Annotated in this window: 23 protein-coding genes; 16 read left to right on the forward strand and 7 right to left on the reverse strand. The window is 72.9% G+C overall.

What is annotated here, in order from left to right:
• Nucleotides 1–70: 70 nt before the first annotated feature.
• A complete protein-coding gene (locus ODJ79_RS11065; protein WP_411267301.1) occupies nt 71–1,774 on the forward strand; it encodes an FAD-binding protein in 1,704 nt (567 codons plus the stop codon).
• Nucleotides 1,774–2,604 carry a MaoC/PaaZ C-terminal domain-containing protein gene (locus ODJ79_RS11070; protein WP_263023282.1) on the forward strand — a complete coding sequence of 277 codons (831 nt, stop codon included), beginning with the start codon at nt 1,774–1,776 and terminating at the stop codon, nt 2,602–2,604. Before ODJ79_RS11065 ends, ODJ79_RS11070 begins: the two co-directional genes overlap by 1 nt.
• Here ODJ79_RS11070 and ODJ79_RS11075 read toward each other — a convergent pair.
• The 4 genes from ODJ79_RS11075 to ODJ79_RS11095 are packed head-to-tail and all read right to left on the reverse strand — an operon-like array spanning nt 2,591 to nt 7,000.
• Nucleotides 2,591–3,718 carry a lipid-transfer protein gene (locus ODJ79_RS11075; RefSeq protein WP_263023283.1) on the reverse strand — a complete coding sequence of 376 codons (1,128 nt, stop codon included), beginning with the start codon at nt 3,716–3,718 and terminating at the stop codon, nt 2,591–2,593. The two genes, ODJ79_RS11070 and ODJ79_RS11075, sit on opposite strands and share 14 nt — an antisense overlap.
• Nucleotides 3,715–4,938: an OB-fold domain-containing protein gene (locus ODJ79_RS11085; RefSeq protein WP_411267297.1), complete on the reverse strand. Its 1,224-nt coding sequence runs from the start codon at nt 4,936–4,938 to the stop codon at nt 3,715–3,717. The genes ODJ79_RS11075 and ODJ79_RS11085 overlap by 4 nt, the downstream gene beginning before the upstream one ends.
• A 9-nt stretch (nt 4,939–4,947) precedes the next feature.
• A complete protein-coding gene (locus tag ODJ79_RS11090; RefSeq protein ID WP_263023477.1) occupies nt 4,948–6,081 on the reverse strand; it encodes an acyl-CoA dehydrogenase family protein in 1,134 nt (377 codons plus the stop codon).
• Nucleotides 6,062–7,000, reverse strand: a complete 939-nt coding sequence (locus ODJ79_RS11095; RefSeq protein WP_263023284.1) for an acyl-CoA dehydrogenase family protein — start codon at nt 6,998–7,000, stop codon at nt 6,062–6,064. Before ODJ79_RS11095 ends, ODJ79_RS11090 begins: the two co-directional genes overlap by 20 nt.
• 88 nt (nt 7,001–7,088) lie before the next feature.
• Between ODJ79_RS11095 and kstR the strand changes: the two genes are divergently transcribed.
• Both kstR and ODJ79_RS11105 read left to right on the forward strand, forming a co-directional pair.
• Complete coding sequence (kstR, locus tag ODJ79_RS11100) at nt 7,089–7,709, forward strand: cholesterol catabolism transcriptional regulator KstR (protein ID WP_263023285.1); 621 nt, start codon at nt 7,089–7,091, stop codon at nt 7,707–7,709.
• A gap of 81 nt (nt 7,710–7,790) precedes the next feature.
• Nucleotides 7,791–8,576, forward strand: coding sequence for a hypothetical protein (locus tag ODJ79_RS11105; protein WP_263023286.1), 786 nt, complete (start codon nt 7,791–7,793; stop codon nt 8,574–8,576).
• A 43-nt stretch (nt 8,577–8,619) separates the two neighbouring features.
• On the opposite strand, the gene ODJ79_RS11110 is transcribed toward ODJ79_RS11105, so the two are convergent.
• Complete coding sequence (locus ODJ79_RS11110; protein WP_263023287.1) at nt 8,620–9,051, reverse strand: SRPBCC family protein; 432 nt, start codon at nt 9,049–9,051, stop codon at nt 8,620–8,622.
• Nucleotides 9,052–9,145: 94 nt separating this feature from the next.
• Between ODJ79_RS11110 and ODJ79_RS11115 the strand changes: the two genes are divergently transcribed.
• The 5 genes from ODJ79_RS11115 to ODJ79_RS11135 all read left to right on the forward strand — a co-directional run bounded on the left by ODJ79_RS11115 (nt 9,146) and on the right by ODJ79_RS11135 (nt 13,838).
• Nucleotides 9,146–9,772 (forward strand): PaaI family thioesterase, encoded by a 627-nt coding sequence (locus ODJ79_RS11115; protein WP_263023288.1) that lies wholly within the window; start codon nt 9,146–9,148, stop codon nt 9,770–9,772.
• Nucleotides 9,773–9,881: 109 nt separating this feature from the next.
• Nucleotides 9,882–11,222 (forward strand): PQQ-like beta-propeller repeat protein, encoded by a 1,341-nt coding sequence (locus tag ODJ79_RS11120; RefSeq protein ID WP_263023289.1) that lies wholly within the window; start codon nt 9,882–9,884, stop codon nt 11,220–11,222.
• Nucleotides 11,223–11,279: 57 nt separating this feature from the next.
• Nucleotides 11,280–12,179, forward strand: coding sequence for an SMP-30/gluconolactonase/LRE family protein (locus ODJ79_RS11125; RefSeq protein WP_263023290.1), 900 nt, complete (start codon nt 11,280–11,282; stop codon nt 12,177–12,179).
• 67 nt (nt 12,180–12,246) lie between these two features.
• Nucleotides 12,247–13,137 (forward strand): glycosyltransferase family 2 protein, encoded by an 891-nt coding sequence (locus ODJ79_RS11130; RefSeq protein WP_263023291.1) that lies wholly within the window; start codon nt 12,247–12,249, stop codon nt 13,135–13,137.
• Nucleotides 13,131–13,838, forward strand: a complete 708-nt coding sequence (locus tag ODJ79_RS11135; RefSeq protein ID WP_263023292.1) for a polysaccharide deacetylase family protein — start codon at nt 13,131–13,133, stop codon at nt 13,836–13,838. Before ODJ79_RS11130 ends, ODJ79_RS11135 begins: the two co-directional genes overlap by 7 nt.
• Here the strand turns inward: ODJ79_RS11135 and ODJ79_RS11140 are convergent.
• Entirely contained in the window at nt 13,784–14,689 is a 906-nt protein-coding gene (locus tag ODJ79_RS11140) for a hypothetical protein (RefSeq protein WP_263023293.1), read from the reverse strand. The two genes, ODJ79_RS11135 and ODJ79_RS11140, sit on opposite strands and share 55 nt — an antisense overlap.
• Between ODJ79_RS11140 and ODJ79_RS11145 the strand changes: the two genes are divergently transcribed.
• The 4 genes from ODJ79_RS11145 to ODJ79_RS11160 all read left to right on the forward strand — a co-directional run bounded on the left by ODJ79_RS11145 (nt 14,690) and on the right by ODJ79_RS11160 (nt 18,922).
• Complete coding sequence (locus ODJ79_RS11145; RefSeq protein ID WP_263023294.1) at nt 14,690–15,112, forward strand: universal stress protein; 423 nt, start codon at nt 14,690–14,692, stop codon at nt 15,110–15,112. It abuts the gene before it with no gap.
• A 239-nt stretch (nt 15,113–15,351) separates the two neighbouring features.
• The gene (locus ODJ79_RS11150) at nt 15,352–16,479 is read left to right on the forward strand and encodes a YbhN family protein (RefSeq protein WP_263023295.1); all 1,128 of its coding nucleotides are present in this window, start codon (nt 15,352–15,354) and stop codon (nt 16,477–16,479) included.
• Nucleotides 16,480–16,571: 92 nt separating this feature from the next.
• Entirely contained in the window at nt 16,572–17,516 is a 945-nt protein-coding gene (locus ODJ79_RS11155; protein ID WP_263023296.1) for a GlxA family transcriptional regulator, read from the forward strand.
• Nucleotides 17,517–17,527: 11 nt separating this feature from the next.
• Entirely contained in the window at nt 17,528–18,922 is a 1,395-nt protein-coding gene (locus tag ODJ79_RS11160) for a DJ-1/PfpI family protein (protein ID WP_263023297.1), read from the forward strand.
• On the opposite strand, the gene ODJ79_RS11165 is transcribed toward ODJ79_RS11160, so the two are convergent.
• Nucleotides 18,862–19,881 (reverse strand): hypothetical protein, encoded by a 1,020-nt coding sequence (locus tag ODJ79_RS11165; protein WP_263023298.1) that lies wholly within the window; start codon nt 19,879–19,881, stop codon nt 18,862–18,864. The genes ODJ79_RS11160 and ODJ79_RS11165 overlap by 61 nt on opposite strands.
• A 331-nt stretch (nt 19,882–20,212) precedes the next feature.
• On the opposite strand from ODJ79_RS11165, the gene ODJ79_RS11170 reads away from it, so the two are divergent.
• From ODJ79_RS11170 to ODJ79_RS11180, 3 genes are all read left to right on the forward strand, one after another.
• Nucleotides 20,213–21,301: a LacI family DNA-binding transcriptional regulator gene (locus ODJ79_RS11170; RefSeq protein ID WP_263023299.1), complete on the forward strand. Its 1,089-nt coding sequence runs from the start codon at nt 20,213–20,215 to the stop codon at nt 21,299–21,301.
• 71 nt (nt 21,302–21,372) lie between these two features.
• Nucleotides 21,373–22,638, forward strand: a complete 1,266-nt coding sequence (locus ODJ79_RS11175) for a sugar ABC transporter substrate-binding protein (RefSeq protein ID WP_263023300.1) — start codon at nt 21,373–21,375, stop codon at nt 22,636–22,638.
• Entirely contained in the window at nt 22,635–23,519 is an 885-nt protein-coding gene (locus ODJ79_RS11180) for a carbohydrate ABC transporter permease (RefSeq protein WP_263023301.1), read from the forward strand. The genes ODJ79_RS11175 and ODJ79_RS11180 overlap by 4 nt, the downstream gene beginning before the upstream one ends.
• The last annotated feature ends 1 nt before the right edge of the window (nt 23,520 follow it).

Here is a 23,520-nt window from a genome sequence, read left to right on the forward strand (position 1 = left end):
ATAACCTGTTCTAGTGACGGTGGCGGAAGAGGAATACGACGTTGTCGTGGTCGGCAGCGGCGGCGCGGGCATGGTCGCGGCACTGGCCGCGGCGCACCACGGGTTGCGCGTGGTGGTGCTGGAAAAGACTTCTTCCTACGGGGGATCGACGGCACGTTCCGGCGGCGGACTGTGGATGCCGGGCAACGAGGTGCTCGAGCGGGCCGGGGTGCACGGGGACGCCGCGGTCTATCTCGCACACGTCGCGGGGCCCGACGCCGACCCGGAACGGCAGAACGCGTTCCTGTCCGCGGCGCCGGAGGTGCTGGCGTTCGTCCGCGCGCACACCCCGCTCGACTTCGCGTGGGTGCCGGGCTATCCGGACTACTACCCGGAGGCGCCGGGCGGCATGGCCGGCGGCCGCAGCATCGAGCCGAAGCCGCTGGACGCCCGGCTGGCCGAGCCCGGTCTCGCCCCGCCCTACCAGGCGGCGCCGGACGGCGTGGCGGTCACCCAGGTCGACTACCGGTGGCTGGCGCTCGGGACCAGGCACCCCCGGTCGGTGGTCACCGTGGCCCGGCTGGCCGGGCGTGGACTGGCCGCGCGGCTGCTGGGGCGGCGGCGGCTCACCATGGGACAGGCCCTGGCGGCGGGGCTGCGGGCGGGGCTGCGCGAGGCGGGCGTTCCGGTGCTGCTGGAGACTCCGATGACCGCGCTGATCGTCGGAGGCGGCGACCCGGCCGCGGGTGACGGCCGGGCGGTGCCGGCGGACGGCCGGGCCGAGCCGGATTACGGCGGGGCCGTGCCGGGTGGCGGGCCGCGCGGTGGGCCGGTCCGGGTCGTCGGCGTGCGCTCGGGCGAGCGATTGTTCCGCGCGCGGCGGGGCGTACTGCTGGCCAGCGGCGGCTTCGAGCACAACGAGGCGATGCGCCGGAAATATCAGGATATCGGCACCGAGTGGACGGTGGGCGCGACCGGCAACACCGGCGACGGCATCGAGGCGGGCGCACAGCTGGGCGCCGCGCTCGACCTGATGGACGAGGCCTGGTGGGGGCCGTCGATCCCGCTCACCGGCGGCCCGTACTTCTGCCTGGCCGAGCGCAACCAGCCCGGCTGCCTGATGGTGGACAGCACCGGGAGGCGATTCGTCAACGAGGCCGCGCCGTACGTGGATGCCGTGCACGCCATGCTGGCGTCCTCGGTGACCCTGCCCGCCTGGCTGATCGCCGACCAGACCTACCGTGACCGGTATCTGTTCGCCGGGCGAGGGCCGCGCACGCCGCTGCCTCGCCGCTGGTTCGCCGCCGGGGTGGCACACAAGGCGGCAACGCTCGGCGAGCTGGCCGCGGCGATCGGCGTTCCGGCCGAGGCGCTGGGCGAAACCGTCGGGCGGTTCAACGGGTTCGCGGCGAGCGGCCGGGACGACGACTTCCATCGCGGCGACTCGGCCTACGACCGCTACTACGGCGACCCCCGGCAACGGCCGAACCCCTGCCTGGGTGCCCTGGCCAAACCGCCGTTCTACGCGTTCCGGATGGTCCCCGGCGACCTGGGCACCAAGGGCGGCCTGCGCACCGACGAGCGGGCCCGGGTGCTGCGCCCGGACGGCACGGTCATCGCCGGCCTGTACGCGGCCGGCAACGCCGGCGCCGCGGTGATGGGCCGCAGCTACGCCGGCGCGGGCGCGACCCTCGGCCCGGCGCTGACCTTCGGTTACCTGGCCGCCCTCGACCTGGCCGCCCACGACCAGGCCGCCCACGACCAGGCCGCCCACGACCTCGCCAAGGAGCACTGATGCCGATCGACCCCGCCGTCGCCGTCGGCGCCGAGCTGCCCGGCCGCGATCTCGCCTGGGACAGCACCGACGTCCTGCAGTACCACCTGGCCGTCGGGGCCGGCCCGGACGACCTCTCCTACGTCTACGAGGGCGCCCTCCGCGGCGTGCTGCCCACCTTCGCCACGGTCGCCACCACGCTGCGGGACACCGAGCCGCCCACGGTGACGATGCCGGGCATCGACATCGACCTGGCCCGCGTCGTCCACGGCCGGCAGGAGCTCGAGCTGCACCGCCCGATCCCGGTGAAGGGCCGCACCCGCACGCGCGCCCGGATCGCCGCCGTCCACGACAAGGGCAGCGCCGCGGTGGTCGTCACCGAGACCGCCACCGAGCTGTTCACCAGCCGGATCAGCATCTTCGCGAGGGGCGAGGGCGGCTTCGGCGGCGACCGCGGCCCGTCCACCAAGGTGCCGCCGCCCGAGCGCGGGCCGGACGCCGAGGTCCTGTCCCCGACCGATCCGCGGCAGGCGCTCTGGTACCGGCTGCTCGGCGACCGGAACCCGCTGCACGTGGATCCCGCGTTCGCCCGGCTGGCCGGCTTCCCCCGGCCGATCCTGCACGGCCTGTGCACGTACGGCATCGCGGCGAAGGCGGTGGTCGACGCCGTGCTCGACGGTGACCCGGACCGGCTCGGCGGTTTCTCGGCCCGGTTCGCCGGCGTGGTCTTCCCGGGCGAGACGCTGCGCACCCGGATCTGGCGCGAGGACGGCCGCCTCGTCCTGCTCACCACGGTCGCCGACCGCGACGACGCCCCGGCGCTGGCCGACGCCGTCATCACGCCGCGCTGAGGATCAACCCGCTCGTCGGAACCCCGGTGCCGGCCGTGACCAGCACCGGGCCGTCCCCCGCGACCTGGTTGGCCGCGGTGCCGCGGATCTGCCGCACGGCCTCGGCAATGCCGTTCATGCCGTGGATGTACGCCTCGCCCAGCTGCCCGCCGTTCGGGTTGATCGGCAGCCGCCCCTCGGCGATCAGATGGCGCGCCTCGCCGCGACCGCAGAACCCCAGTTCCTCCAACTGCAGCAGCACGTACGGCGTGAAGTGGTCGTAGAGCACCGCCGCGCGCACGTCCCGCGGCGTGAGCCCGGACTGCCCCCACAGTTGCCGCCCGACCACGCCCATCTCCGGCAGCGCCGCCATCTCGTCGCGGTAGTAGCTGGTCATCGTGAACTGGTCGGGCCCACTCCCCTGCGCCGCCGCCGCGATCACGGCCGGTGGGCGGCGCAGGTCCCGCGCCCGCGCCACCGAGGTCACCACCAGCGCCACCGCACCGTCGCTCTCCTGGCAGCAGTCCAGCAGCCGCAGCGGCTCGGCGATCCAGCGCGACGCCCGGTGCTCCTCCAGGGTGATCGGGCGGCCGTAGAACCACGCGGCCGGGTTGGTCGCCGCGTACCGCCGGGCCGCCACGGTGACCCGGCCGAAGTCGTCGGTGGTGGCGCCGTAGTCGTGCAGGTAGCGCATCGCCACCATCGCCACCATCGCGGCCGGGGTGGCCAGCCCCATCGGGTAGTGCCAGCTCGCGTCCACGCCGGGCGCCGTCGTGGCCTGCCCGAACCGGCGGCCGGAGCGCTCGTTGAGCGCCCGATAGCAGACCACCGTCCGCGCGATGCCGGTCGCCACCGCGAGCACCGCCTGCTGGACGACGGCGCACGCGGCCCCGCCGCCGTACCCGATCCGGCTCAGGAAGGTGAGCTCGCCGGCCCCGATCTCCCGGGCCACCGCGATCTCGGCGTTGTCGTCCATCATGAAGGTGACCAGACCGTCCACGTCGGACGGCTGGAGCCCGGCGTCGTCCAGCGCGGCGCGCACCGCCTCGACCGCCAGCCGCAGCTCGCTGCGCCCGGAGTCCTTGGAGAACTCGGTGGCCCCGATACCGGCGATCGCCGCCGCCCGCGCGATCACGACGCCACCCGCACGGTCCCGGCGACGTGCTCCCCCGCCGCCGTCCGCCCGCTGACCGAGACCTCGCCACCGCACGCCGACCCGGTGAAGGTCAGCGTGTCGCCCGGATAGCAGGGCGCCCCGAGCCGGATCGCGATGCCGCCCAGTACCGCCGACGGGCCGGCCCAGTCGGTCACGTACCGCTGCACCAGCCCGGTCGTGGTCAGGATGTTGAGGAAGATGTCCTTGCCGCCGCGCCGCACGGCCGCGTCCCGGTCGTGGTGCACGTCCTGGAAGTCGCGGGTGGCGAGCGCCGTGCTGACCACCACGGTCGGCGTCACCGCCAGCTCCCACGCCGGCAGCACCCGCTGCCCGGCCGGGCGCCACGCCGGCAGCCCGGCCGCGAACTCGGCCCGCACCTGCGCCCCGATCCGCACGTCGTCCGGTCGTACGCCCAGCAACTCCCCCACCATCCGCACCCCCTCGTCCAGGTCGACCAGCGCGACCACGACGGGCGACCGCCGCCCGGGCAGCGGCGGATGGTGGTGCACCACGTAGCTGTGAATCCGCCCGCCGCCGGACGCGACGGCGTACTCCGGCTTGAGCGCACCGCACCACGGGCAGGCCGGCCCCGGCGGATGACGCAGCGCCCCGCAGTCCCCGCACCGCTGCACGCGCAGTTCGCCCGCCGCCACGCCGTCCCAGAAGAACGCCGTGTCCGGGCTCGTCACCGGCCGGATCGGCGCGCTCGGCGGCGGCGCCGGCCGCGCGGTGCCCGGCCGGAACTTGAGGACCCGGAACCGCATCTCGGCCACCGGTTCGCCGTCCACCGTCCAGGTGCTGTCGGTGGTGACGAACCAGCCCTCGCCCAGCGCGGTCCGTTTCGGCCCGGTCACGTCGGTGAGCCGGCCGCGCACCGCGACCGTCTCGCCCTCGCGCAGATAGCGGTGGTACGTCTGGGCGCAGTCGGTCGCCACCACCGAGGTGAAGCCGGCCTCGTCGAGCACGCCCGACATGGCCCGCAGCGGATCGGCGGGATCGTGGAGTCCCGGCAGGCCCGGCATCGTCCACACCTGGATCATCGCGGGCGGCGCCACGCCGTCCCGCTCGTACACCGGGTTGTCGTCGCCGATCGCGGCCAGCCAGTCCCGGATCGCCGGGCGGTTCACCGGGTCGCGGGCCACCCGAGCCGGCGACGGCCCGGCCGCGGCGATCCGTCGCGCGGCGTCCTCGATGCCCATGCCCGCCCCCTACCTCGGCACCCGGGGCAGCCCGAGGCCCGCCGCCGCGATGATCTCCCGCTGGATCTCGTTGATCCCGCCGCCGAAGGTCAGCACGAGGTTGCGCTTGGCCTGCACGTCCAGCCAGGTCAGCAGCTCGGCGGTGGCCGGGTCGCCCGGATCGCCGTGCCGCCAGACCGCCTCCTCCAGCTCCTGGGCGTGACGCAGCAGGCGCTCGGACGAGAAGACCTTGGTGGCCGAGGCGTCCGCGGCGTTCGGCTCGGCGCCGGCCACCTGCCAGTTGAGCAGTTCGTTCACCCGCAGGGTGGCGCGAGCGCGAGCCAGCGCACGGCGTACGTCGGCATGGTCTTGATCTTTCGACCAGGACGAAACCCGATCGACGATGGCGGCGAGCCGGCCGGCCGGGCCGAGCATCACGCGCTCGTGGTTGAGCTGGGTGGTCAGCAGGCGCCAGCCGCCGTTCTCGGCGCCGACCCGGCGGGCGACCGGCACCCGCACGTCGTTGAGGTAGACGGAGTTGACGTGGTGCGCACCGTCGCAGGTGATGATCGGCGTCCAGGAGTAGCCCGGATCGCCGGTGTCGACGATCAGGATCGACAGTCCTTTGTGGCGTGGCGCGTCCGGATCGGTGCGGCAGGCCAGCCACAGGTAGTCGGCGTCGTGCGCGCCGGTGGTGAACGTCTTCTGGCCGTTCACCACGTACTCGTCGCCGTCGCGCACCGCCCGGGTGCGCAGCGCGGCGAGGTCGGTGCCCGCCTCCGGCTCGGTGTAACCGATCGCGAAATGCAGTTCCCCGGCCAGGATCGGCGGCAGGAAGAACCGCTTCTGCTCGGCCGAGCCGTGCGCGAGCAGCGTCGGCGCCACGGTCTGCAGCGTCACCGCGGGCAGCGGCACGTCCGCGCGGGCCGCCTCGTTCACGAAGATCTGCTGCTCCATCGGCCCGAGCCCGCCCCCGCCGTACTCGGCCGGGAAGGCCAGGCCCAGCCACCCGTCGCTGCCGAGTCGCCGCACCAGCTCGCGGTAAACCCGGCCGTGCCTCTCCCGCAGCAGCACGGCGCGCTCCTCGGGCGACAAAACCTTGCGGAGGTACGCCCGCAGGCGCGCCCGCAGATCGTGTTGCTCCTCAGACAGGTCGATGAACACCATCGGCTCCCAGCCGGTCCAAGTCGCGGACCAGATCGCGGACCAGGGCGGTGTGCCGGTGCAGCGGGTACTCGACGTCCAGCCCGAGACCGCCGTGCAGGTGGTGGCAGGTGCGCAGGGCCGGCAACGCCTCGCCGGCCAGCCAGGCCGCGGCGATGGCCAGGTCCCGTTCGTCGAGGGTCCAGCCGGCCGTGAGCGAGATCAGGTGCATCGTGCGGGAGGCGATGTAGACGTCGGCGATCTGCTGGGCGACGGCCTGGAAGGTGGCGAGCGGGCGGCCGAACTGATGCCGGTCGCGGAGGTGGCCGGCGGTCATCGCTAGCGCACCGGCGAGCGCCCCGTCGCCGAGCGCGCAGGCCCCCGCCACCGCGTACGCGGAAAGGTCTTGGTAATTGCCGCCGATCGGCTCGGCGGGGGCGTCCTCGAGGCGCAGCACCGGCCGGACGGTCACGCCCGGTCCGGCCGGATCGACCAGCGCCAGACCGGACTCGGTCGGAACGATGACGCGATGGGCGCGGTCGGCGTCGGGCGCCACGCTCCACTGTCCGGTGACCCGGTCCGTCCCGGTTCCCGGTGGGCCGAGCGCGGCGGTCAGCACCCGGCCCTCGAGCACGGCCGGAAGCAGGTCGCGCTGCTGCTCGGCGCCGCCCCAGCGGGCGAGCGGCAGCACGCCGAGGCTGAGCGTGGACCAGGCCGGCACCGGGGCCGCGCGCCGCCCGATCTCGGTGAGCAGCAGGCCCGTCTCCACCGGGCCGAGCCCGGCGCCGCCCAGTTCGGCCGGCACCGCGAGACCGAGCAGGCCGGCCTGGGCGAGCGATTTCCAGAGGCGTTCCGGCGTGTCGGCGTTGTCGCTCAGCACCTCGCCGGCGAGGCGCACGATCGCCTCCTGAGCTTCGTCGAGCGCGAAGTCCGGACCCATTCCGCCATTAGAACACGTTCCAGTTCGGTTGACGAAACATTGCGTTGCTACGCTGATGAGAGGACCCAGGCCGCCGCGAGAGGTAACGATGGCAGCACCGAGAACGAATACTAGTGTTGGCGCCGCACGCAGCACGCTCGACGGCGAGCAGGGCTCCGCCGCCCAGCGCGACCGGCGTCGCCGGATCCTCGAGGCGACGCTGCAGCTCGCCTCCAAGGGCGGCTACGAGGCGGTGCAGATGCGCACCGTCGCGGAACGCGCCGAGGTCGCCCTCGGCACGCTGTACCGCTACTTCCCCTCGAAGATCCATCTGCTGGTCTCCGCGCTCGCGCTGGAGCTGGAAGGGATCCAGGAGAAGCTGGAGCGCAAGCCGATCCCCGGCGACACCCCGCACGAGCGCATGCAGTTCGTGCTCGCCCGGGTGACCCGGGCGATGCAGCGCGAGCCACTGCTCGCCGAGGCGATGACCCGGGCGTTCATGTTCGCCGACCCGTCGGCGAGCGCCGAGGTGAACGCGGTGGCCCGCCTGATGGAGGAGATGTTCACCCGTGCCATGCACGACGGCGAGCCGACCGCCGACGACCGGGCCATCGCCCGGGTCATCGGCGACGTCTGGCTGTCGAACCTGGTGGCCTGGGTGACCCGCCGCGCCTCGGCGAACGACGTCGCCAACCACCTCGAACTGGCAAGCCGGCTGCTCCTGCGTTAGCACCGAATCTGCAACCCGGGGTGGGTACGGTGCCGGTCGCGCGATCTACGTGCCACCTGACCCCCCGGGAGCAACACACAAATGAGGATCAAGTCATTCGCGGTGAGCGGAGTCGCCCTGCTCACGCTCGGCGGAGCGCTCGCCGGCTGCAAGGACTCCGGCAGTGACGCCGCCGCACCGACCGCCACGCAGGCCACCTCGGCGGCCGCGGCGCCGACGGAAAGCGCGACGGCGACCGCTACGGGCACCGCGAGCGCGGCGGCCGGCAACGGGGTCGCCGGGCTGACCGCCGCCGAGATCGTGACGAAGGCGAAGGCCGCGCTCAAGGACGCCAAGTCGTTCCGGGCCAAGGGCACCACCACCGAGGACGGGCAGAAGCTCAACCTCGACATGGAGGTCCGCGGCACCGACGCCCTGGGCAGGCTCAGCGTCGGCACCGCCACCGTCGAGCTGCTCTCGGTCGGCGGCAAGCAGTACATGAAGCCGAACGCGGCGTTCTGGACCACGCTGGGCGGCCTCAAGGCCGCCGAGGCGAAGACGGTCATCGCGCTGATGGGCAACCGGTGGCTGATCGTCAAGAAGAAGGGCGGCGACCTGAGCTCCTTCTTCGAGTCGGTCAAGGTCGACGAGATCCTCAAGCCCGCCGGCACGGTGACCAAGGTTGCGGGCAAGCAGATCGGTGACTACCCGACCGTCGGGGTGAAGGACTCGAAGGGCGGCACGCTGTACGTGGCGACCACGGGCGCGCCGTACCCGATCCGGATCGACGGCGGCGCCGACGGCAGCTTCGCGTTCAGCGACTTCGGCAAGACCTTCACCGACCTGAAGAAGCCGGCCGACGCCGAGGTCGTCGACCTCAACCAGTAGTCGTGTGCCCCGGGGCCGGCCACCCGGCCGGCCCCGAACCGCCCTAACCGAGCAGCGCGACCAGCTTCTCCAGGGCCTGCTTGCCCGCGGCGCCGGCCTGCTTCTCCAGCATGCCGGCCATCGGGCCCTTGAGGGCCGGGCCGACGAACTCCATCTCGTACGTGATGTGCGAGCCCGCGTCGGTCGGCTCGATCACGAAGACGTTCTTCGCCTTGACCCCCATCGGCCCGTCGCCGGCCTGCTCGAGCCGCCCCGGCGCGGCCGCCGTGGTGACCCGCCAGGCCATCTCGGCGGGCATGCCCATCAGCTTCACCCGCTGCTTGTACGTGTCGCCCTCGCCGAGGGTCGCGGGAACCTCGCCGGTGAATCCCTCGTGCATCGTGTTCCATTCCTGAACCCGTGACGGGGTCGCCACCACTTCCCAGACCCGCTGCGGATCTGCCTTGGCATCGGCCTCGACGGTCACCTTGGTCATCGCGTCCCTCCCTCGATAGAGCAACTAGAACAGGTTATAGCAGTGTGACTTGATTCACTAGCTCGAGCCGCCGGTGGGCAGCGATGCTGAGCGGGTGGACGACACTCAGGCCTCCCGGCGCGAGGCCATCACCGATCTGGGCGACGCGCTGCGGACGCTGGTCGAGCACGCCACCTGGACCGAGGCCCCCGCCGCCGATCTGTTGCGGGCCGCCGCCGAGGCCCGCGAGATCGCCGCGCGGCTGGGCGACTCGGCCCGCGACGCCGCCGTGCCCGCCGCCGACGACCCGGCGCGCGGCGTGCGCATGTACAACCCGGTGATCGGCCACGGCAGCGCCCTGGCCCCGCCGCTGCGCATCGAGGTGGTGGCCGGGATGGCGATCGGCCGCTGCACGCTCGGGCTGGCCTTCGAGGGGCCGCCGACGTACGCGCACGGCGGGGTGAGCGCGATGCTGCTCGACCAGATCCTCGGGCACGCGGTGGCCGCCGCCGGCAACCCGGGCATGACCGTGCGGCTGGACACGACCTACCGGGCGCCGGTGCCGCTGCGGACGCCGTTGCGGCTCACCGCGGCGGTGGACGAGGTGGCCGGGCGCCGGGTGACCGCCACCGGCTACATCGCCACCGAGGCCGACCCCGGCACGATCCTGGTCTCCGCCGTCGGCACCTTCGTCGGCCTCCGCGCCGATCAGGCCCGCCGCCTGTTCGGCCGGGTTCTCTGACTCCCTTTCAGCTTCGTTCCAGGCGCGTTTCAGCGGCGGCCGGACACTGACGGTCGTCATTGACGGCACGAAGTTTGGGGGAACTTTGCGTGCTTTTCGATATCTGACGATGCTGGCTCTCGTCATCGCCGGCCTGGCCGTACCGGCCGCGGCGACGGCGGCCCCGGTCAACGAATGGCCGCAGTACGGGCAGAACGCCCTGCACACCAGCACCAACCCGGCCGAGACCGCCTTCACCTCGCAGAACATCGCGAACGTGAAAGTGGTGTCCAAGGCCCACTTCGACGACAACGGCCAGAACCACGGCGGTCCGGTGGTGGTCGGTGGCCGCCTCTACATCACCGACTTCGACGGCGACCTGTCGGTGTTCGCAAGCGCGGGCTGCGGCGCCGACTCCTGCGAGCCGCTCTGGACGGCGCACATCGACGGCAGCATCGACTCCAGCCCGGCCGTCGCCGGCGGTGTGGTGTTCGTCGCGTCCACCAACGTCCATGCGCTGTTCGCGTTCCCGGCCGCCGGCTGCGGCGCGGCGACCTGCCGGCCGCTCTGGACCGGCCGGATGCTCGACGGCGCGACCGGCTCGGTCACCGTCGCGGACGGCATTGCCTACGTGGGCGACTTCACCGGCCACCTGTACGCGTTCCGGGCCACCGGCTGCGGCCGGGCCAGCTGCGCGCCACTGTGGACCGGGGCCGGCGCGACGAACGAGAACCTGCACACGGCCGCGGCCGGCAACGGCTACGTGTACGTCGACTCGTTCCAGTCGACGCCCGAACTCTTCACCGGCCGCCTGCTGGCCTTCCCGGCCGCCGGCTGCGGCTCGGCCACCTGCAAGCCGACCTGGACCGCCGACCTCGGCGGACCCGGCACCGGCGTCGCGATCTCCGGCAGCACCGTCTTTGCCGGCTCGTCGACGCTCTTCGGCGACGGCGTGAACACCGACTACCACCTGATGGCGTTCGCCGGCGGCGGCTGTGGGCACGCCGTCTGCAAGCCGCTGCGCAGCTACTTCACCGGCGGCTTCGGCGTCGAGGGCGGTCTGGCGATCGCCGGCAACACCCTGCTGGCCAGCGACAACGACACCATCGACCCGCAGTTCATCGGCGGCGTCTTCGCCTACCCGCTGGCCGGCTGCGGCCAGGCCCAGTGCCAACCCACCTGGATGGGCCTGAGCTTTGCCACCGCGCCGTCCTCCCCGCCGGTCGTGGTCGGCGACGTGGTGCTCGTCGGCAAGGGCCCGGCCTCCGGGTTCCCGGTCGACTCGGGGTTCTTCTCCTATCCCCTGCGGGGCTGCGGCGCGACCGTCTGCCAGCCGATCGCCCTGCTCCAGCTGGGTGAGCAGATGGGCTACCTGGGTGGCCCGCTGGCGGTGGCCGACCACAAGATCTTCATGGCCTCCACCGACAACACCGACGGCCACACCAACGTCTACACGGCCGCCCTGACCTGACCGGCCCGTGGGGGTTCCCGCCGCCACGGGAGCCGCCACGGGAGTACAAAGAAGCCCATGGTGGAGAAGATCAGGGCGCGGTTCGAGGTTCTGGACGAGCGCTTCCGGCCCGTCAGCGGGGACGCCTGGATGGAGCGCATCTTCGACGCGGGCCGGTGGACAGAGGGCCCCGCGTACGTCCCGGCGGGCCGATATCTGGTCTTCAGCGACATCCCCAACGATCGCGTCCTGCGCTGGGACGAGACGACCGGTGCCGTCGGTGTCCTGCGCGAGCCGGCCGACTACGCGAACGGCCGCACGCTCGACCGGCAGGGCCGGCTGGTGAGCTGCGAGCAGGGCACCCGCCGGGTGACCCGGGTCGAGCACGACGGATCGCTCACCGTGCTGGCCGATCGGTACCGGGGCAAGCGGTTCAACAGCCCGAACGACGTGGTCGAACACTCGGACGGCGGCATCTGGTTCACCGATCCGAGCTACGGCATCGACAGCGACTACGAAGGGATCCGCGCCACCGCGGAGCTCGACGGCTGCCACGTCTACCGGATCGACCCCCGAGGCGCAGTCCACCGCGTCGCCGACGACTTCGACCGCCCGAACGGACTGGCCTTCAGCGCCGACGAGAGCACCCTCTACATCGGAGACTCGCGCCGCAGGCACATCCGCAAGTTCGCCGTCGCGGACGGTGCGACGCTCGCCGGCGGCGAGGTCTTCGCCGCCGGCGACGCGGGCACGTTCGACGGTCTGCGCCTGGACGCCGAGGGCCGGATCTGGGCGGCGGCCCATGACGGGCTGCACTGCTTCGCGCCGGACGGCACCCTGCTGGGCAAGCTCCAGGTCCCCGAGATCACCTCGAACCTCGTCTTCGGCGGAGCCCGGCGCAACCACCTGTTCATCACGGCAACGACCTCCGTTTACGCGATACGGCTGAACGTCAACGGCGCCGCCTACCCGGCCTAAATCTCGGGGTGGAAATCGGGGTGATCATCTATGGCTCCGGCGGCGTCACGGCTGCACAGTGATGGCCATGACATTGCGGTTCAGCGTGGTCATCCCCTGCTACAACGAGGCGGGCTACGTCGGCGAGGCGATTCGGTCCCTGCAGCGGCAGGACTTCGACGGCGCGTACGAGATCGTGGTGGTCGACAACAACTGCACGGACGACACCGCGCAGATCGCCCGCGACCTCGGCGTCCGGGTGGTCACCGAGGCCGCGCCCGGGGTGTGCAACGCGCGCGAGGCCGGCACCGTGGCCAGCCGCGGCGAGATCGTGATCTCCGCGGACGCGGACACCACGTACCCGCCGGACTGGCTTTCGAAGATCGATCGTGGCTTCCGGTCGGGTGACGATGTCGTGCTGGTCGTCGGTCCCTGCCGGTACGCCGACGGCCCGCGCTGGGGTCGGATCTTCGCCCGGTCCCTGTTCGGCGCCGTGCACGGCATCTACCGCGCGACCGGTCGCACCCTCTACGTGACCGCCACCAACATCGCCTTCCGCCGCGACCGCTGGACCGGCTACGACGTCCACCTGACGCAGGGCGGCGACGAGCTGGACCTGCTGCGCCGGATGCGCCACGAGGGGCGGGTCGTCTACGACCACACCAACCCGACCTTCACCTCGGGGCGGCGGTTCACCCGCGGGTTCTTCTACAACGTCGTGGTCTGCCTGTTCGTCTTCTACCTTTCCGCGTACGCGCTCAACCGGGTCACCGGCCGCCGCGTCATCGGCTCGGCCCCGGCCTTCCGGGACAGTCGCCGCCGGCGGCCCTCGGGCCGGCTCCGGCTCGCCGCCGCGGGACTGGTCGCCACGCTGGTGCTGTTCGCGTTCCAGCAGCCGCGGGCGTACCTCGCCGAGAAGGCCGGCAACGCGGTCAGCTACGTGCAGCAGCACACCGACCTGGACGACATCCGGTGGTAGCCCTGGGGTTGGTCGCGGCGCTGGTGCTGGCGTACGCGCTGTTCATGTTGCCGCAGTCGCAGGTGTTCGGCCGCTATCCGTACCGTTCGCACCCGCGGGACCGGGTGGTGGCACTGACCTTCGACGACGGGCCCAACGAGCCGTACACCTCGCAGATCGCCGATTTTCTGGAGAGCCGCGGCATCCGGGGCACGTTCTTCCAGGTGGGTCGCTGCGTGCAGCGGTATCCGGCGGCCACCGATCGGATCGCCGCCGGCGGTCACGTGATCGGCAATCACTCGCTGACCCATCGCTTCACCACGTACCTGCGGCCGGGCGCCTTCCGCCGCGAGGTCGACCGGACCCAGGACGTGCTGACCGAGCGGCTCGGGCGCACCCCGGCCCTGGCCCGTACGCCGTGGTTGTGGCGCCAGCCCGCGCTGCTGCGCATGCTGCGGCAGCGGCGGCTCGAGCCGGTGGCCGGCGTGTTCTGCCACCCTCTGGAAGTGTTCCACCGCGACGGCGCGGCGATGGCCCGGCGAGCGATCGCGCAGACCCGCCCCGGCACCATTCTGATCTTCCACGACGGCTTCGACGGGCGGGTCGGCGATCGCACCCAGACGGTCAAGGCGGTACGGCTCACCGTGGACGGGCTGATCGAGCGCGGCTACCGCTTCGTGACCGTGGACGAGTTGCTGGGCGTGCCCGCGTACCGTTCCTGAGCCTCCTTCTCAGAGGACCTCAGGCGCAGGGTGACGCCCATCCGGCGCAGCGCGCGCAGGGCCCAGATGGCGCACAGCCCGATCGTCAGCGCGCTGAGCAGGCCGCTGAAGAACGGGCGGGAGACCAGGCCGAAGCCGACGCCCCAGTGCAGCAGGCCCAGGCTCATCGCGGCGTCGAGCAGGCGGGACACGCCCCAGGCGACGGTCACCCGGGTGAACAGCCGGCGGATGCCGTCGTGCTGGAACAGGTGGGCGGGCAGCGACACGAAATCCCGGGCCAGCCGGACGGTGACCGGCCGGCCGATCGCGGCGCTAGCCAGGAAGAGGACCCCGAGCAGGGCGGAGCCGACCACCGGCTGCAGCACGTAGACCAGCGCGCTGGACAGCACCAGAGCCAGCGCCGCCCGCCCGCACAGCATGCCCGCGCTCAGCAGCAGCGTGCTCGGCAGCGGATGGCCCAGCACGCGGCGCAGGGCCAGCACGAGGGCGCACCAGCCGATCACCGCGGACAGGGCCCACGCGAGGCCGGCGGTTTGCAGCAGCACGTACAGCAGCAGGGTGGGAACGGCGATCGTCTCGACGAAGACGCGGACGCCCCGGACGAGCTGCGGCCGGAGCCGGCCGAGATCGACGACGATCTCCTGCCCGGGCGGGGCCGTGTTCAGGTTCGACGTCATCCTCGGTCCGGGTCTCGGCGACAGGCCCGGCAAGGCTACCGGACCCGGGCCACCCTCGGCGTCGACCCGTTGGTGCACCGAGTTCCGCGGTACGATCCGGTCGCCGAGCCTGATCCAGGCCTCGACCGTGGAGGTGCGCATTCCGGCCGCCAGCATCGACACCGGCTCGGGCACATGATCTCGTCACGCGTGGTGCTGTGCGGGGTCGACGGCTCGACCACGTCCCTGCGCGCCGCGATGTACGCCGCCGGCATCGCCCGCCGCGAGCGCTGCCGGCTGGTCGTCGCCTACGTGATCGCGCCCGGTCCGTTCGAGTGGGCGGTGATGGGCGGCGGTGGCCTGCTGGCGCAGTTGCGCGCGGAGCTGAGCCGGACCGTGGAGGCCGAGGTCCGCGCGCTGGTCGAGGACTGCCCCGGCACGGTCACGTTCGTCAGCCGCGTCGGCCGGCCCACCGACTGCCTGTCCGCGATCGCCGACGAGGTCCGGGCCGACATGGTCGTGGTCGGGGTGTCCCGCGGCTGGCGGCGGCGGTGCGGCGTGTCGGTCGCCGCCGGTCTGATCCGGGTCGGCCGCTGGCCGGTCGTGGTGGTGCCCTGAGCCGCGCTGTCGTCGCGGGGCCCGTCGCTCCCGGCGGACTCGGCGCGTTCACCGGCCGGACCCGCGCTGATCGCGTACCGGTATTCCTTCGTTGCGACCATTCGGTCCATCAACCGTCGCCGGCCCGGCCGGTCTCGTCGGATGATGTCGAGACCACCCCGACGTTCCCCTTCAGCGTTCCCTCAGTCGACGGCTGTGATCGTGACCGGGTCCGATCCGGCCGAGTGATGGAGGCTCTCGTGCCGATCACGACCGGAGCCGTGCTCGACCGCCCTGCTCCCCCGACCACCGCCGGCTCGCGGATCCGGCGCACCGCCCTGGCGGTGCTGCTCCTCGCGCTGGCCGCCTGGGCCGTCGGCCGGGCCTCGGCGTCCGGCGCCTCGCTGCCGGCCGCGCTGGACCTGATCAGTGATCTCCCATGGTTCGAGCTGCTGGGGCTCGGCCTACTGTGGATCACGGCGGTCGCCCTGCACTCGGTCGCCCTCTCCGCGGCCCTGCCGGGGCTGCGACACCGCCGCGCCATGTCGCTGAACCTGGCCGGCTGCGCCGTGTCGGCCGTCCTGCCCCTGGGCGGGCTGGCCGGGGTCGCGCTGAACCTCGCGATGGCCCGGTCCTGGGGACACCGCCGGCTGGACTTCGCCCGCTTCGTCGTGGTCGCGAAGACCTGCGACGTCATCGGCAAGCTGGTGATGCCCGCGGTGGCGCTCGCCGCCCTGCTCGCCACGGGCGTCCTCGCCCCGTCGGCCGCCGGCGCGTGGGCGCCGCCGGTCGCCGTGGCCTTCCTGGCCGCCGCGCTCCTGCTGTGGGCGCTGTGCGGGCGGGCGACTCCGCTGCTGCGGCTCGTCGGCCTGGCGGCGCGGGCCGCCTCCCGGCCGGCCGGGCGACCGGTCGGCACGACCTGGCCGGCGACCGTGTCCGAGCTGCTCACCGGCGCCGACGTGCTGGTGCGGCGCCGGCGGGCGGCGCTGGCGCTGGGCACGGCCGGGTACTGGCTGGCGCACGCGGCGCTGATGTGGTGCTGCCTGCTGGCGGTGGGACGGCGGCCGCTGCCGGCCGCGGTGGTCCTGGCCGGCCTGGTCGCCGAGCGGGCGCTGACGCTGGTGGCGGTCACCCCGGGCGGCACCGGACCGGCCGAGGCGGGCGCGGTGACGGTCCTGATCGGCCTGGGCGTCGACCCGACCGGCGCGCTCGCCGGCGTCCTGCTGTTCCGCGCGTTCGTCCTGGTAGCCGCCATTCCGACCGGCGCGGTGGTGGGCCTCGGCTGGTGGACAGCCCATCGCCGTCGACTCCGCGCGACCGGCGAGAGGGCCGCGCCCATCTTCCCGCGCGCTCATCGCCTCGCCGGGCCGCCACGCCCGGGCTCATGACCGTTTCCCGAGCCGGAAAGTTGCCGGATCCGTCCGGTAATGGTGCTCGATCGGTTCTCGTCGGGCTGGGGCGGCGCTTCTAGGCTGCTGGTATGCCAGTCAGCCGGGTGCATGTGCTCGTCCTTCCCGCCGTCAATCTGCTGGATCTGTCCGGGCCGGTTCAGGTGCTGCATACCGCCAACTACTACGGCGGGGCGTACGAGATCGGGTTCGTGGCCGCGGATCCGCAGGAGCGATCGGCGCAGGGGCTGGCCCTCGCCGCCCTCGCGCCGCTCCCCCGGGCTGCGGCGGGCGACGTCGTGCTGATCCCGGGGCCCGATCTCACCCAGCGGCTCGACGTCGACCCGGCGACGATCGAGTGGGTGCGGCGGGCCGAGGCGGCCGGGGCGTCGTTCGTGTCGATCTGTACGGGCGCGCTCGTGCTGGGCGACGCCGGGCTGCTCGACGGGCGGCGGTGCACCAGCCACTGGAGCGTGATCGAGCCGATGCGGGCGCGCTACCCGGCGGCCCGGGTCGACGACTCGGTCCTGTTCGTCCGGGACGGGCCGGTGGCGACCAGTGCCGGCGTCGCCTCCGGGATCGACCTCGCGCTGGCCATGGTCGAGGCGGACCTCGGGCCGGCCGTGGCCGCGGCGGTGGCCCGGGAACTGGTCGTCTACGTGCGGCGCAACGGGTCGGCGGCGCCGCTGAGCCCGTTCCTCGACCGCCGCGATCACCTCGATCCCGTCGTGCACCGCGTGCAGCAGCTGCTCGCCGACGACTTCGCCGCGCCGCACACGCTCACCGACCTGGCGCGGGCGGTGCATGTCTCGGTGCGAGCGCTCACCGGCGCGTTCGTCGCCGCGACCGGGATGACGCCGCTGCAGTACCAGCAGGACCTGCGCCTGAGCCACGCGGAGACGCTGCTCGCGACGACCGACCGCCCGGTCGAGCGGATCGCCCGGGACTGCGGATACGCCGACGCGCGGCACTTCCGCCGGCTCTTCACGCACCGGCACGGTCTCTCACCCCGAGCGTTCCGCGCGGCCGACATCTGAGGAGCTTCATCGTGCGTCGCCTCGTCCGAATTCTGCTGAGCGTCGTTCTCGGGCTCGCCATCCCGGCGGCCGTTCTCGGTGCCGGATTCGTGGTCACCATGGGCCGCGACTTCACCGTCCACAACGGATCCGCGGAGAGCGCGGAGGCCGCGAGCGCTGCTGCCCGCGAGCCGGCCGCTCCGGCGGGCGGTTCGGGCCGGATCCCGGTCGCCGTGCTGCTCGGCGCGAACGGCTCGGTGGCCACCGACGTGCTCGGCCCCTACGACGTCCTGGCCGACTCGGCCCGGTTCGACGTGTACACGGTCTCGGTGCACGCCGAACCGGTCGCGCTCTCCGGCGGCCTCACCGCCGTGCCGGATCACACCACCGACGACGTACGCAACGGCCGGGCTCCGCTGCCGCGCATCGTGGTCGTGCCGGCGTTCACCGACCCGGCCGGCACGGACGAGGCGCCGCTGCGCGACCTCGTCGAACGGGTGCACGACACCGGCGGCCTCGTGGTGAGCGTGTGCGCCGGCGCGCGCGTGCTGGCGCAGACGAACGTGCTCGACGGCCGGCGCGCCACCTCGTTCTGGTCCGACCTCCCCGGCCTGCGCCGGTCGCACCCCCGGACGACGTGGGTCGCGGGCGTGCGCTGGGTGCAGGACGGCAATGTCATGACCACGGCGGGCGTCAGCTCGGGCATCATCGGCTCGCTGCACCTGGTCCAGCAGTTCGCCGGCGCGGACGAGGCCCGCCGCATCGGTGCGCGGCTCCACTACCCGGGGTGGGACCCGTCGACGACGACGGCGCCGGCCATCCCGGCACGGCAGGTGTCGGCGGCCGACTACCCGTACGCGCTGCATGCCACCCTGCCGTGGTTCCAGCCGACCTACGGCCTCGGGCTGACCGAGGGAGTCGACGAGATCGACGTCGCGGCGGTGGCCGAGCTGTACGGCGCGGTCGCCTTCACCGCGCACGTCGTCCCGGTGGCGCCGCAGCCGATCGTCACCACCGCGCACGGCCTGCGACTGCTGGCCACGCCGATCGGCCGGGCGCCGGCGCTGGATCGGCTGGTGGTGCCCGGCGTCCGGGAAACCACCCTCGCGGCCGGCGGCGTGCCGACCTGGCTGCCACAGGCCGAGGCTCGCCCCGGCGACTCGGCGTTCGACCCGGTGCTGCGGGACATCGCGGCCGCCGACGGACGCGCCGTGGCCGCGACCGCCGCGAAATATCTCGAATACCCGGTCCCGGCGCTACCGGACCGGACCGGCCGGCCGTGGCGGATCATCGGGCTGGTCGCCGGGCTGGTGGTGCTCGCCGCGGCCGGCGCCGTCGTGCCGCTCCGGGTACGGCGCCGCCGGGTTCAGCCTGGGCCGGGGTCGGAGTCGTGCGCGCCGCCGGGATCGCCCAGCGTTTCGGCGTAGTCGGTGGTCGACTGGGCCACCTCGTGCCACCACGGCGCGGAGCCCTCCCGCACGCGCCGGGCGTACCACGGGACATGCCACTGGCTGGGGGGCACGCGGACGGGGTTCGGCCCGCGGGCGCCGAGGTCGTTCGCGGAGCGGATGCCCTGGACCGCGATCCGGTGGCGCCGGTCGTCCGGCCGGTCGGCGAGGAAGGCGACCTCGGCGGCGCGCAGTCCGGCCGCCGTGCGCGGGTCGAACTCGTACCCCACCAGGAAGCGGGGGCGCCACAGGGCGATCCCGCCGAGTCCGATCGCGCCCACGGCGGCCAGGAAGGTGGGGCCGTCCTCGGGCCGGAAGCCGCCGATCGCGACGGCGACCGCGTACCCGATGGCGACCAGCGCGCCGGCCAGGTACCAGTGCGTGTACTCGCGCCGCCAGGCCGGCAGCACCAGCCGCTGCCGCACGGCCCGGCGCCACAGCGCCGGCGTCGCGGTGACCGACCGGACCGAGAAGCGCAGCGTCGGCACGTCGGCGGGACCGTAGCCGAGCCGGTTGACGATCTGCCGGCGGAAGTCGCCGTCGTCGGCGCCGGCCGGGACGGACTTGTCGTCGTCAGTGCCGTCCGGAGCGGGGTTGTCGTTGTCGCCGGTGGCGGGCAGGGTGAGGCGGCCGTCGTCGCCGAGTGTCACCCGGCGGTCGGCCACGAGATCGGTGAGCACCAGGTCGACGACGCGATCGGGGCCGCCGCACAGGAACGCCACCTCGGCCGGGCCGGGACCGGCGTCCCACCAGCGCGCCGCCAGCCGCTCGGTGCGGCCGGCCCGGCTCAGCCACCACTGGACGACGTGCGGCCCGGCCAGCAGCGCGGCGACGATCAACCCGAGCACCCACCAGGCCTGTTCCGGCGCGGACACCGCGAACGCGAGCGACGCGCCCGCGACGCCGGCGATCGCCAGCAGCCACGCCAGGCATCCCACTGCCAACTCCCCGCTCCCCCGGCCGACCACGGCCGAAAGGTTCACGACCGATCCGGCCGAAAGGTTCCACGACCGGTCACGGCCGCTAGGTTCCACGACCGATCATGGCCGCTAGGCTCCACGACCGATCATGGCCGCTAGGTTCCACGACCGATCATGGCCGCTAGGCTCCACGACCGATCATGGCCGGGAGGTCCACGACCGATCATGGCCACGGCGCTCATCGACCGATGATGCCGGAGGCGCGGAGTCCCCGGTAATCGGTCGACCGGCCGCGTCCCGTGTACCGTGAGGCCAGCAGCGCAGGTCTCGTGCGACCCGGGGGACACTCGTGGCGAAGGCAGCGACCGTCTACGACGTGGCCCGGCACGCGGGCGTCTCGATCGCGACGGTGTCCATGGCGTTCCGCCGCCCCGACCGGGTCAAGCAGTCCACCCGTGACCTGGTGTTCGCCTCCGCCCAGGCGCTGCACTACGTCCCGTCGGCGAGCGCCCGTGGCCTGGCCGACGGCCGCACCGGCGTGCTCGGCCTGTTCTCCTTCGACTACCTGCTCCCGGCCGCTGCCGCGACGGCCGGCGCCGAGCCCGGCGGGCCGATCACTTTCGTCCGGGAGTACCCGGACGAGTGGTGCCGCGAGTTCCCGCTCTACGTGGACGAGATCCAGCGCGGCATGGAGCTGGCCTGCTGGCAGCACGACTACGCGCTGATGATCGGCGGCCCGAGCCGGGCCGGCGGCACCGACACGGTCACCGACATCGCGGGCCACGTGGACGGGCTCGCCGTCTTCCCGCAGACACTGCCGGCCGACGCCCTCGAGCGCATCGCCGGCCGGATCCCGGTGGTGGCCGTCTCGGAGCCGCCGCAGGACGACCGGCTCAGTCACGTCACGGTGGACAACCGCGGCGGCACGCGCGCCGTCACCGAGCATCTGATCCGCGACCACGGCCGTCGTGACCTGCTGTTCGTCGGCGGGCTGAACCCGGCCGAGGGCCGCGCCCGGTTCGCCGGCTTCCGGGACGCGGTGCGCGCCGCCGGTCTGCGCGTCCCGCGCAAGCCGCTGGTGCCGCAGACACGGGTCACGCCGAGCGGGCGGGCGGCGGTCACGCTCCCCGACGACCTGACCCTGCCCGAGGCATTCGTCTGCGCCACCGACGACGTCGCCCTGGACATTCTGGACATACTCGCCGCCCGCGGCGTGCGGGTGCCGGAGCAGGTCGCGGTCACCGGCTTCGACGGCATCGTGGCCGGCCGGGTCGCGCGGCCGGCGCTGACCACGGTCCGCCAGCCGATGCCGGAAATGGGCCGGCTGGTGGTGGACGTGCTGCTGCGGCACATCGCCGACCCGGCCCGGCCGCCGGAGTTCTGCGAGCTCCCGGTGCAGGTCGTACTCCGCGAAAGCTGCGGCTGCCCGCCCCGCTGAGCCAGATGCATTGCCAAGCCTGGATCTAAGCGCTTAACTTATCTAAGCGCTTAGATCGCGAAGGAGATGCGATGTCACGCATACGGAACGGGCTGGTCGTACTTCTTGCCGGTGCCCTCTGCGTCACGGCATGCGGCCGCTCCACCTCGGACGACAACCCCGCCGCCGGCGCCGCCATCGGCACCGGCGCGGCCACCGGCACCATCACCATGTGGGCCCAGGGCGCGGAGGCCGAAAAGCTACCCACCCTGCTCAAGACCTTCGAGGCCCAGAACCCCGGCGTCCACGTCAACGTCACCCCGATCCCCTGGGACGCTGCGCACAACAAGTACCAGACCGCCATCGCCGGCGGCACCACGCCGGACATCGGCCAGCTCGGCACCACCTGGATGGGCGAGTTCGGCGCCGCGAACGCGCTCGCGCCGGTGCCCGCCGACCTGAACGCCGCCGCCTTCTACCCCGGCGCGGTGAAGTCCACGCAGGTGGGCGACGGCACATACGCCATACCGTGGTACGTCGACACCCCGGTGCTCTACTACCGCACCGACCTGGCCGCCAAGGCCGGTTTCGCCGGCCCGCCGGTCACCTGGGACCAGTTCAAGGCGCTGGCCAAGGCGTTGCAGGCGAAGGCGGGCGCCAAGTTCGGCGTCTCGCTCGGCGCCAAGGACTTCCAGGGCTTCCTGCCGTTCGCCTGGTCGAACGGGGCCAACCTCACCTCGGCCGACGGCAAGAGCTGGACTCTCGACGACCCCGCGATGATCGACGCGGTCCGCTACTTCCAGAGCTTCTTCACCGAGGGCATCGCCGACAAGTCGCCCAGCAACGACCCGGGCGCGCACGAGGCGGCCTTCGTGAACGGCTCGGTGCCGATGTTCATCGGCGGCCCGTTCGAGGTCAGTGAGCTGGCCAAGGCCGGCGGCAAGGACTTCACCGCCAAGTACGCCACCGCGGTGGTGCCCAAGCAGAAGACCGCCACCTCCTTCGTCGGCGGGTCGAACCTGGTGGTGTTCAAGAAGTCCGCCAACTCCGACGCCGCCTGGAAGCTGATCCGCTTCCTGGCCGACCCGGCGACCCAGGTCGCCTGGTACAAGACAACCGGCGATCTGCCGTCCGCACAGGCCGCGTGGACCGATCCGACCCTGGCCGGCGATCCGAAACTGGCCGTCTTCGGCCAGCAGCTGAAGGACGTGAACGCCCCACCGGCCACGGCGGAGTGGACCGAGGTGCAGAAGGCCGGCGACACCCAGATGGAGAAGGTCAACGTCTCCGGCGAGGACCCGGCGGCCGCCATGAAGTCCTTGCAGGCCACCGCCGCGTCGATCGGGACCGGCGCGTGACCACGGCGATCCGGCGCCGGCAGGCGACCGTCGCGTACCTGTTCGTGCTGCCGTTCGTCGCCGTATTCGGCGTGTTCATGCTCGTACCGCTGCTCAGCTCGGTGGTGATGTCGTTCACCGACTTCCGCAGCAGCGACGTCGCGACACCGTGGGCGGTGAACTTCGTGGGCGTACGCCAGTACACCCACCTGTTCGCCGACCCGGTGTTCCGGCGGGCCCTGGTCAACACCGGGTACTTCGTGCTGGTCGGCATCCCGCTGACGATGGCGGTGGCGCTCGTGCTCGCGATGGCGCTCAACACCGGCATCAATCGGTTCCGCACGGTGTTCCGGGTCGGCTTCTACACGCCGGTGGTGACCAGCGTGGTCGCCGTGGCGGTGGTGTGGCGGTTCATCCTGCAGCCGGACGGCCTGGTCAACCGGCTGCTGGCCGGCCTGGGCATCGCCGGGCCGGACTGGCTGCACAGCTCGACCTGGGCGATGCCGTCGCTGATCGTGATGGCGGCCTGGCGGAACATGGGCACGCTGATGGTCATCTTCCTGGCCGGGTTGCAGGCGCTGCCGGCCGAGGTCGGCGAGGCGGCCACCGCCGACGGGGCCACCGCGTGGCAGCGGTTCCGGCACGTCACGCTGCCGCTGCTGCGGCCGACGCTGCTGCTCGGCGCGGTCCTGATCTCGGTCGGCTACCTGCAGTTCTTCGAGGAGCCGTTCGTGATGACCGAGGGCGGCCCGCTCAACTCGACGCTGTCGGCTACGTACTTCACCTACAACCAGTTCGGGTTCGGCCGGTACGGCGCCGCATCCGCCGCCAGCTACGTCCTGTTCCTGGTCATCGCGGCGGTGAGCATCCTGCAGTTCCGGCTCCTGCGGGCGAAGGACTGAA

This window comes from Actinoplanes sp. KI2 (assembly GCF_025630775.1).
Classification (GTDB): Bacteria; Actinomycetota; Actinomycetes; order Mycobacteriales; family Micromonosporaceae; genus Actinoplanes.

What these genes read in the sequence shown, in the direction of transcription:
- ODJ79_RS11120 (WP_263023289.1), top strand. Translation starts at nt 9,882, where the DNA reads ATGCTGGCTCTCGTCATCGCCGGCCTGGCCGTACCGGCCGCGGCGACG.
- ODJ79_RS11105 (WP_263023286.1), top strand. Translation starts at nt 7,791, where the DNA reads ATGAGGATCAAGTCATTCGCGGTGAGCGGAGTCGCCCTGCTCACGCTC.
- ODJ79_RS11175 (WP_263023300.1), top strand. Translation starts at nt 21,373, where the DNA reads ATGTCACGCATACGGAACGGGCTGGTCGTACTTCTTGCCGGTGCCCTC.
- ODJ79_RS11110 (WP_263023287.1), bottom strand. Translation starts at nt 9,051, where the DNA reads ATGACCAAGGTGACCGTCGAGGCCGATGCCAAGGCAGATCCGCAGCGG.
- ODJ79_RS11065 (WP_411267301.1), top strand. Translation starts at nt 71, where the DNA reads ATGGTCGCGGCACTGGCCGCGGCGCACCACGGGTTGCGCGTGGTGGTG.
- ODJ79_RS11155 (WP_263023296.1), top strand. Translation starts at nt 16,572, where the DNA reads ATGCCAGTCAGCCGGGTGCATGTGCTCGTCCTTCCCGCCGTCAATCTG.
- kstR (WP_263023285.1), top strand. Translation starts at nt 7,089, where the DNA reads ATGGCAGCACCGAGAACGAATACTAGTGTTGGCGCCGCACGCAGCACG.
- ODJ79_RS11095 (WP_263023284.1), bottom strand. Translation starts at nt 7,000, where the DNA reads ATGGGTCCGGACTTCGCGCTCGACGAAGCTCAGGAGGCGATCGTGCGC.
- ODJ79_RS11070 (WP_263023282.1), top strand. Translation starts at nt 1,774, where the DNA reads ATGCCGATCGACCCCGCCGTCGCCGTCGGCGCCGAGCTGCCCGGCCGC.
- ODJ79_RS11125 (WP_263023290.1), top strand. Translation starts at nt 11,280, where the DNA reads ATGGTGGAGAAGATCAGGGCGCGGTTCGAGGTTCTGGACGAGCGCTTC.
- ODJ79_RS11145 (WP_263023294.1), top strand. Translation starts at nt 14,690, where the DNA reads ATGATCTCGTCACGCGTGGTGCTGTGCGGGGTCGACGGCTCGACCACG.
- ODJ79_RS11130 (WP_263023291.1), top strand. Translation starts at nt 12,247, where the DNA reads ATGACATTGCGGTTCAGCGTGGTCATCCCCTGCTACAACGAGGCGGGC.
- ODJ79_RS11085 (WP_411267297.1), bottom strand. Translation starts at nt 4,938, where the DNA reads ATGGGCATCGAGGACGCCGCGCGACGGATCGCCGCGGCCGGGCCGTCG.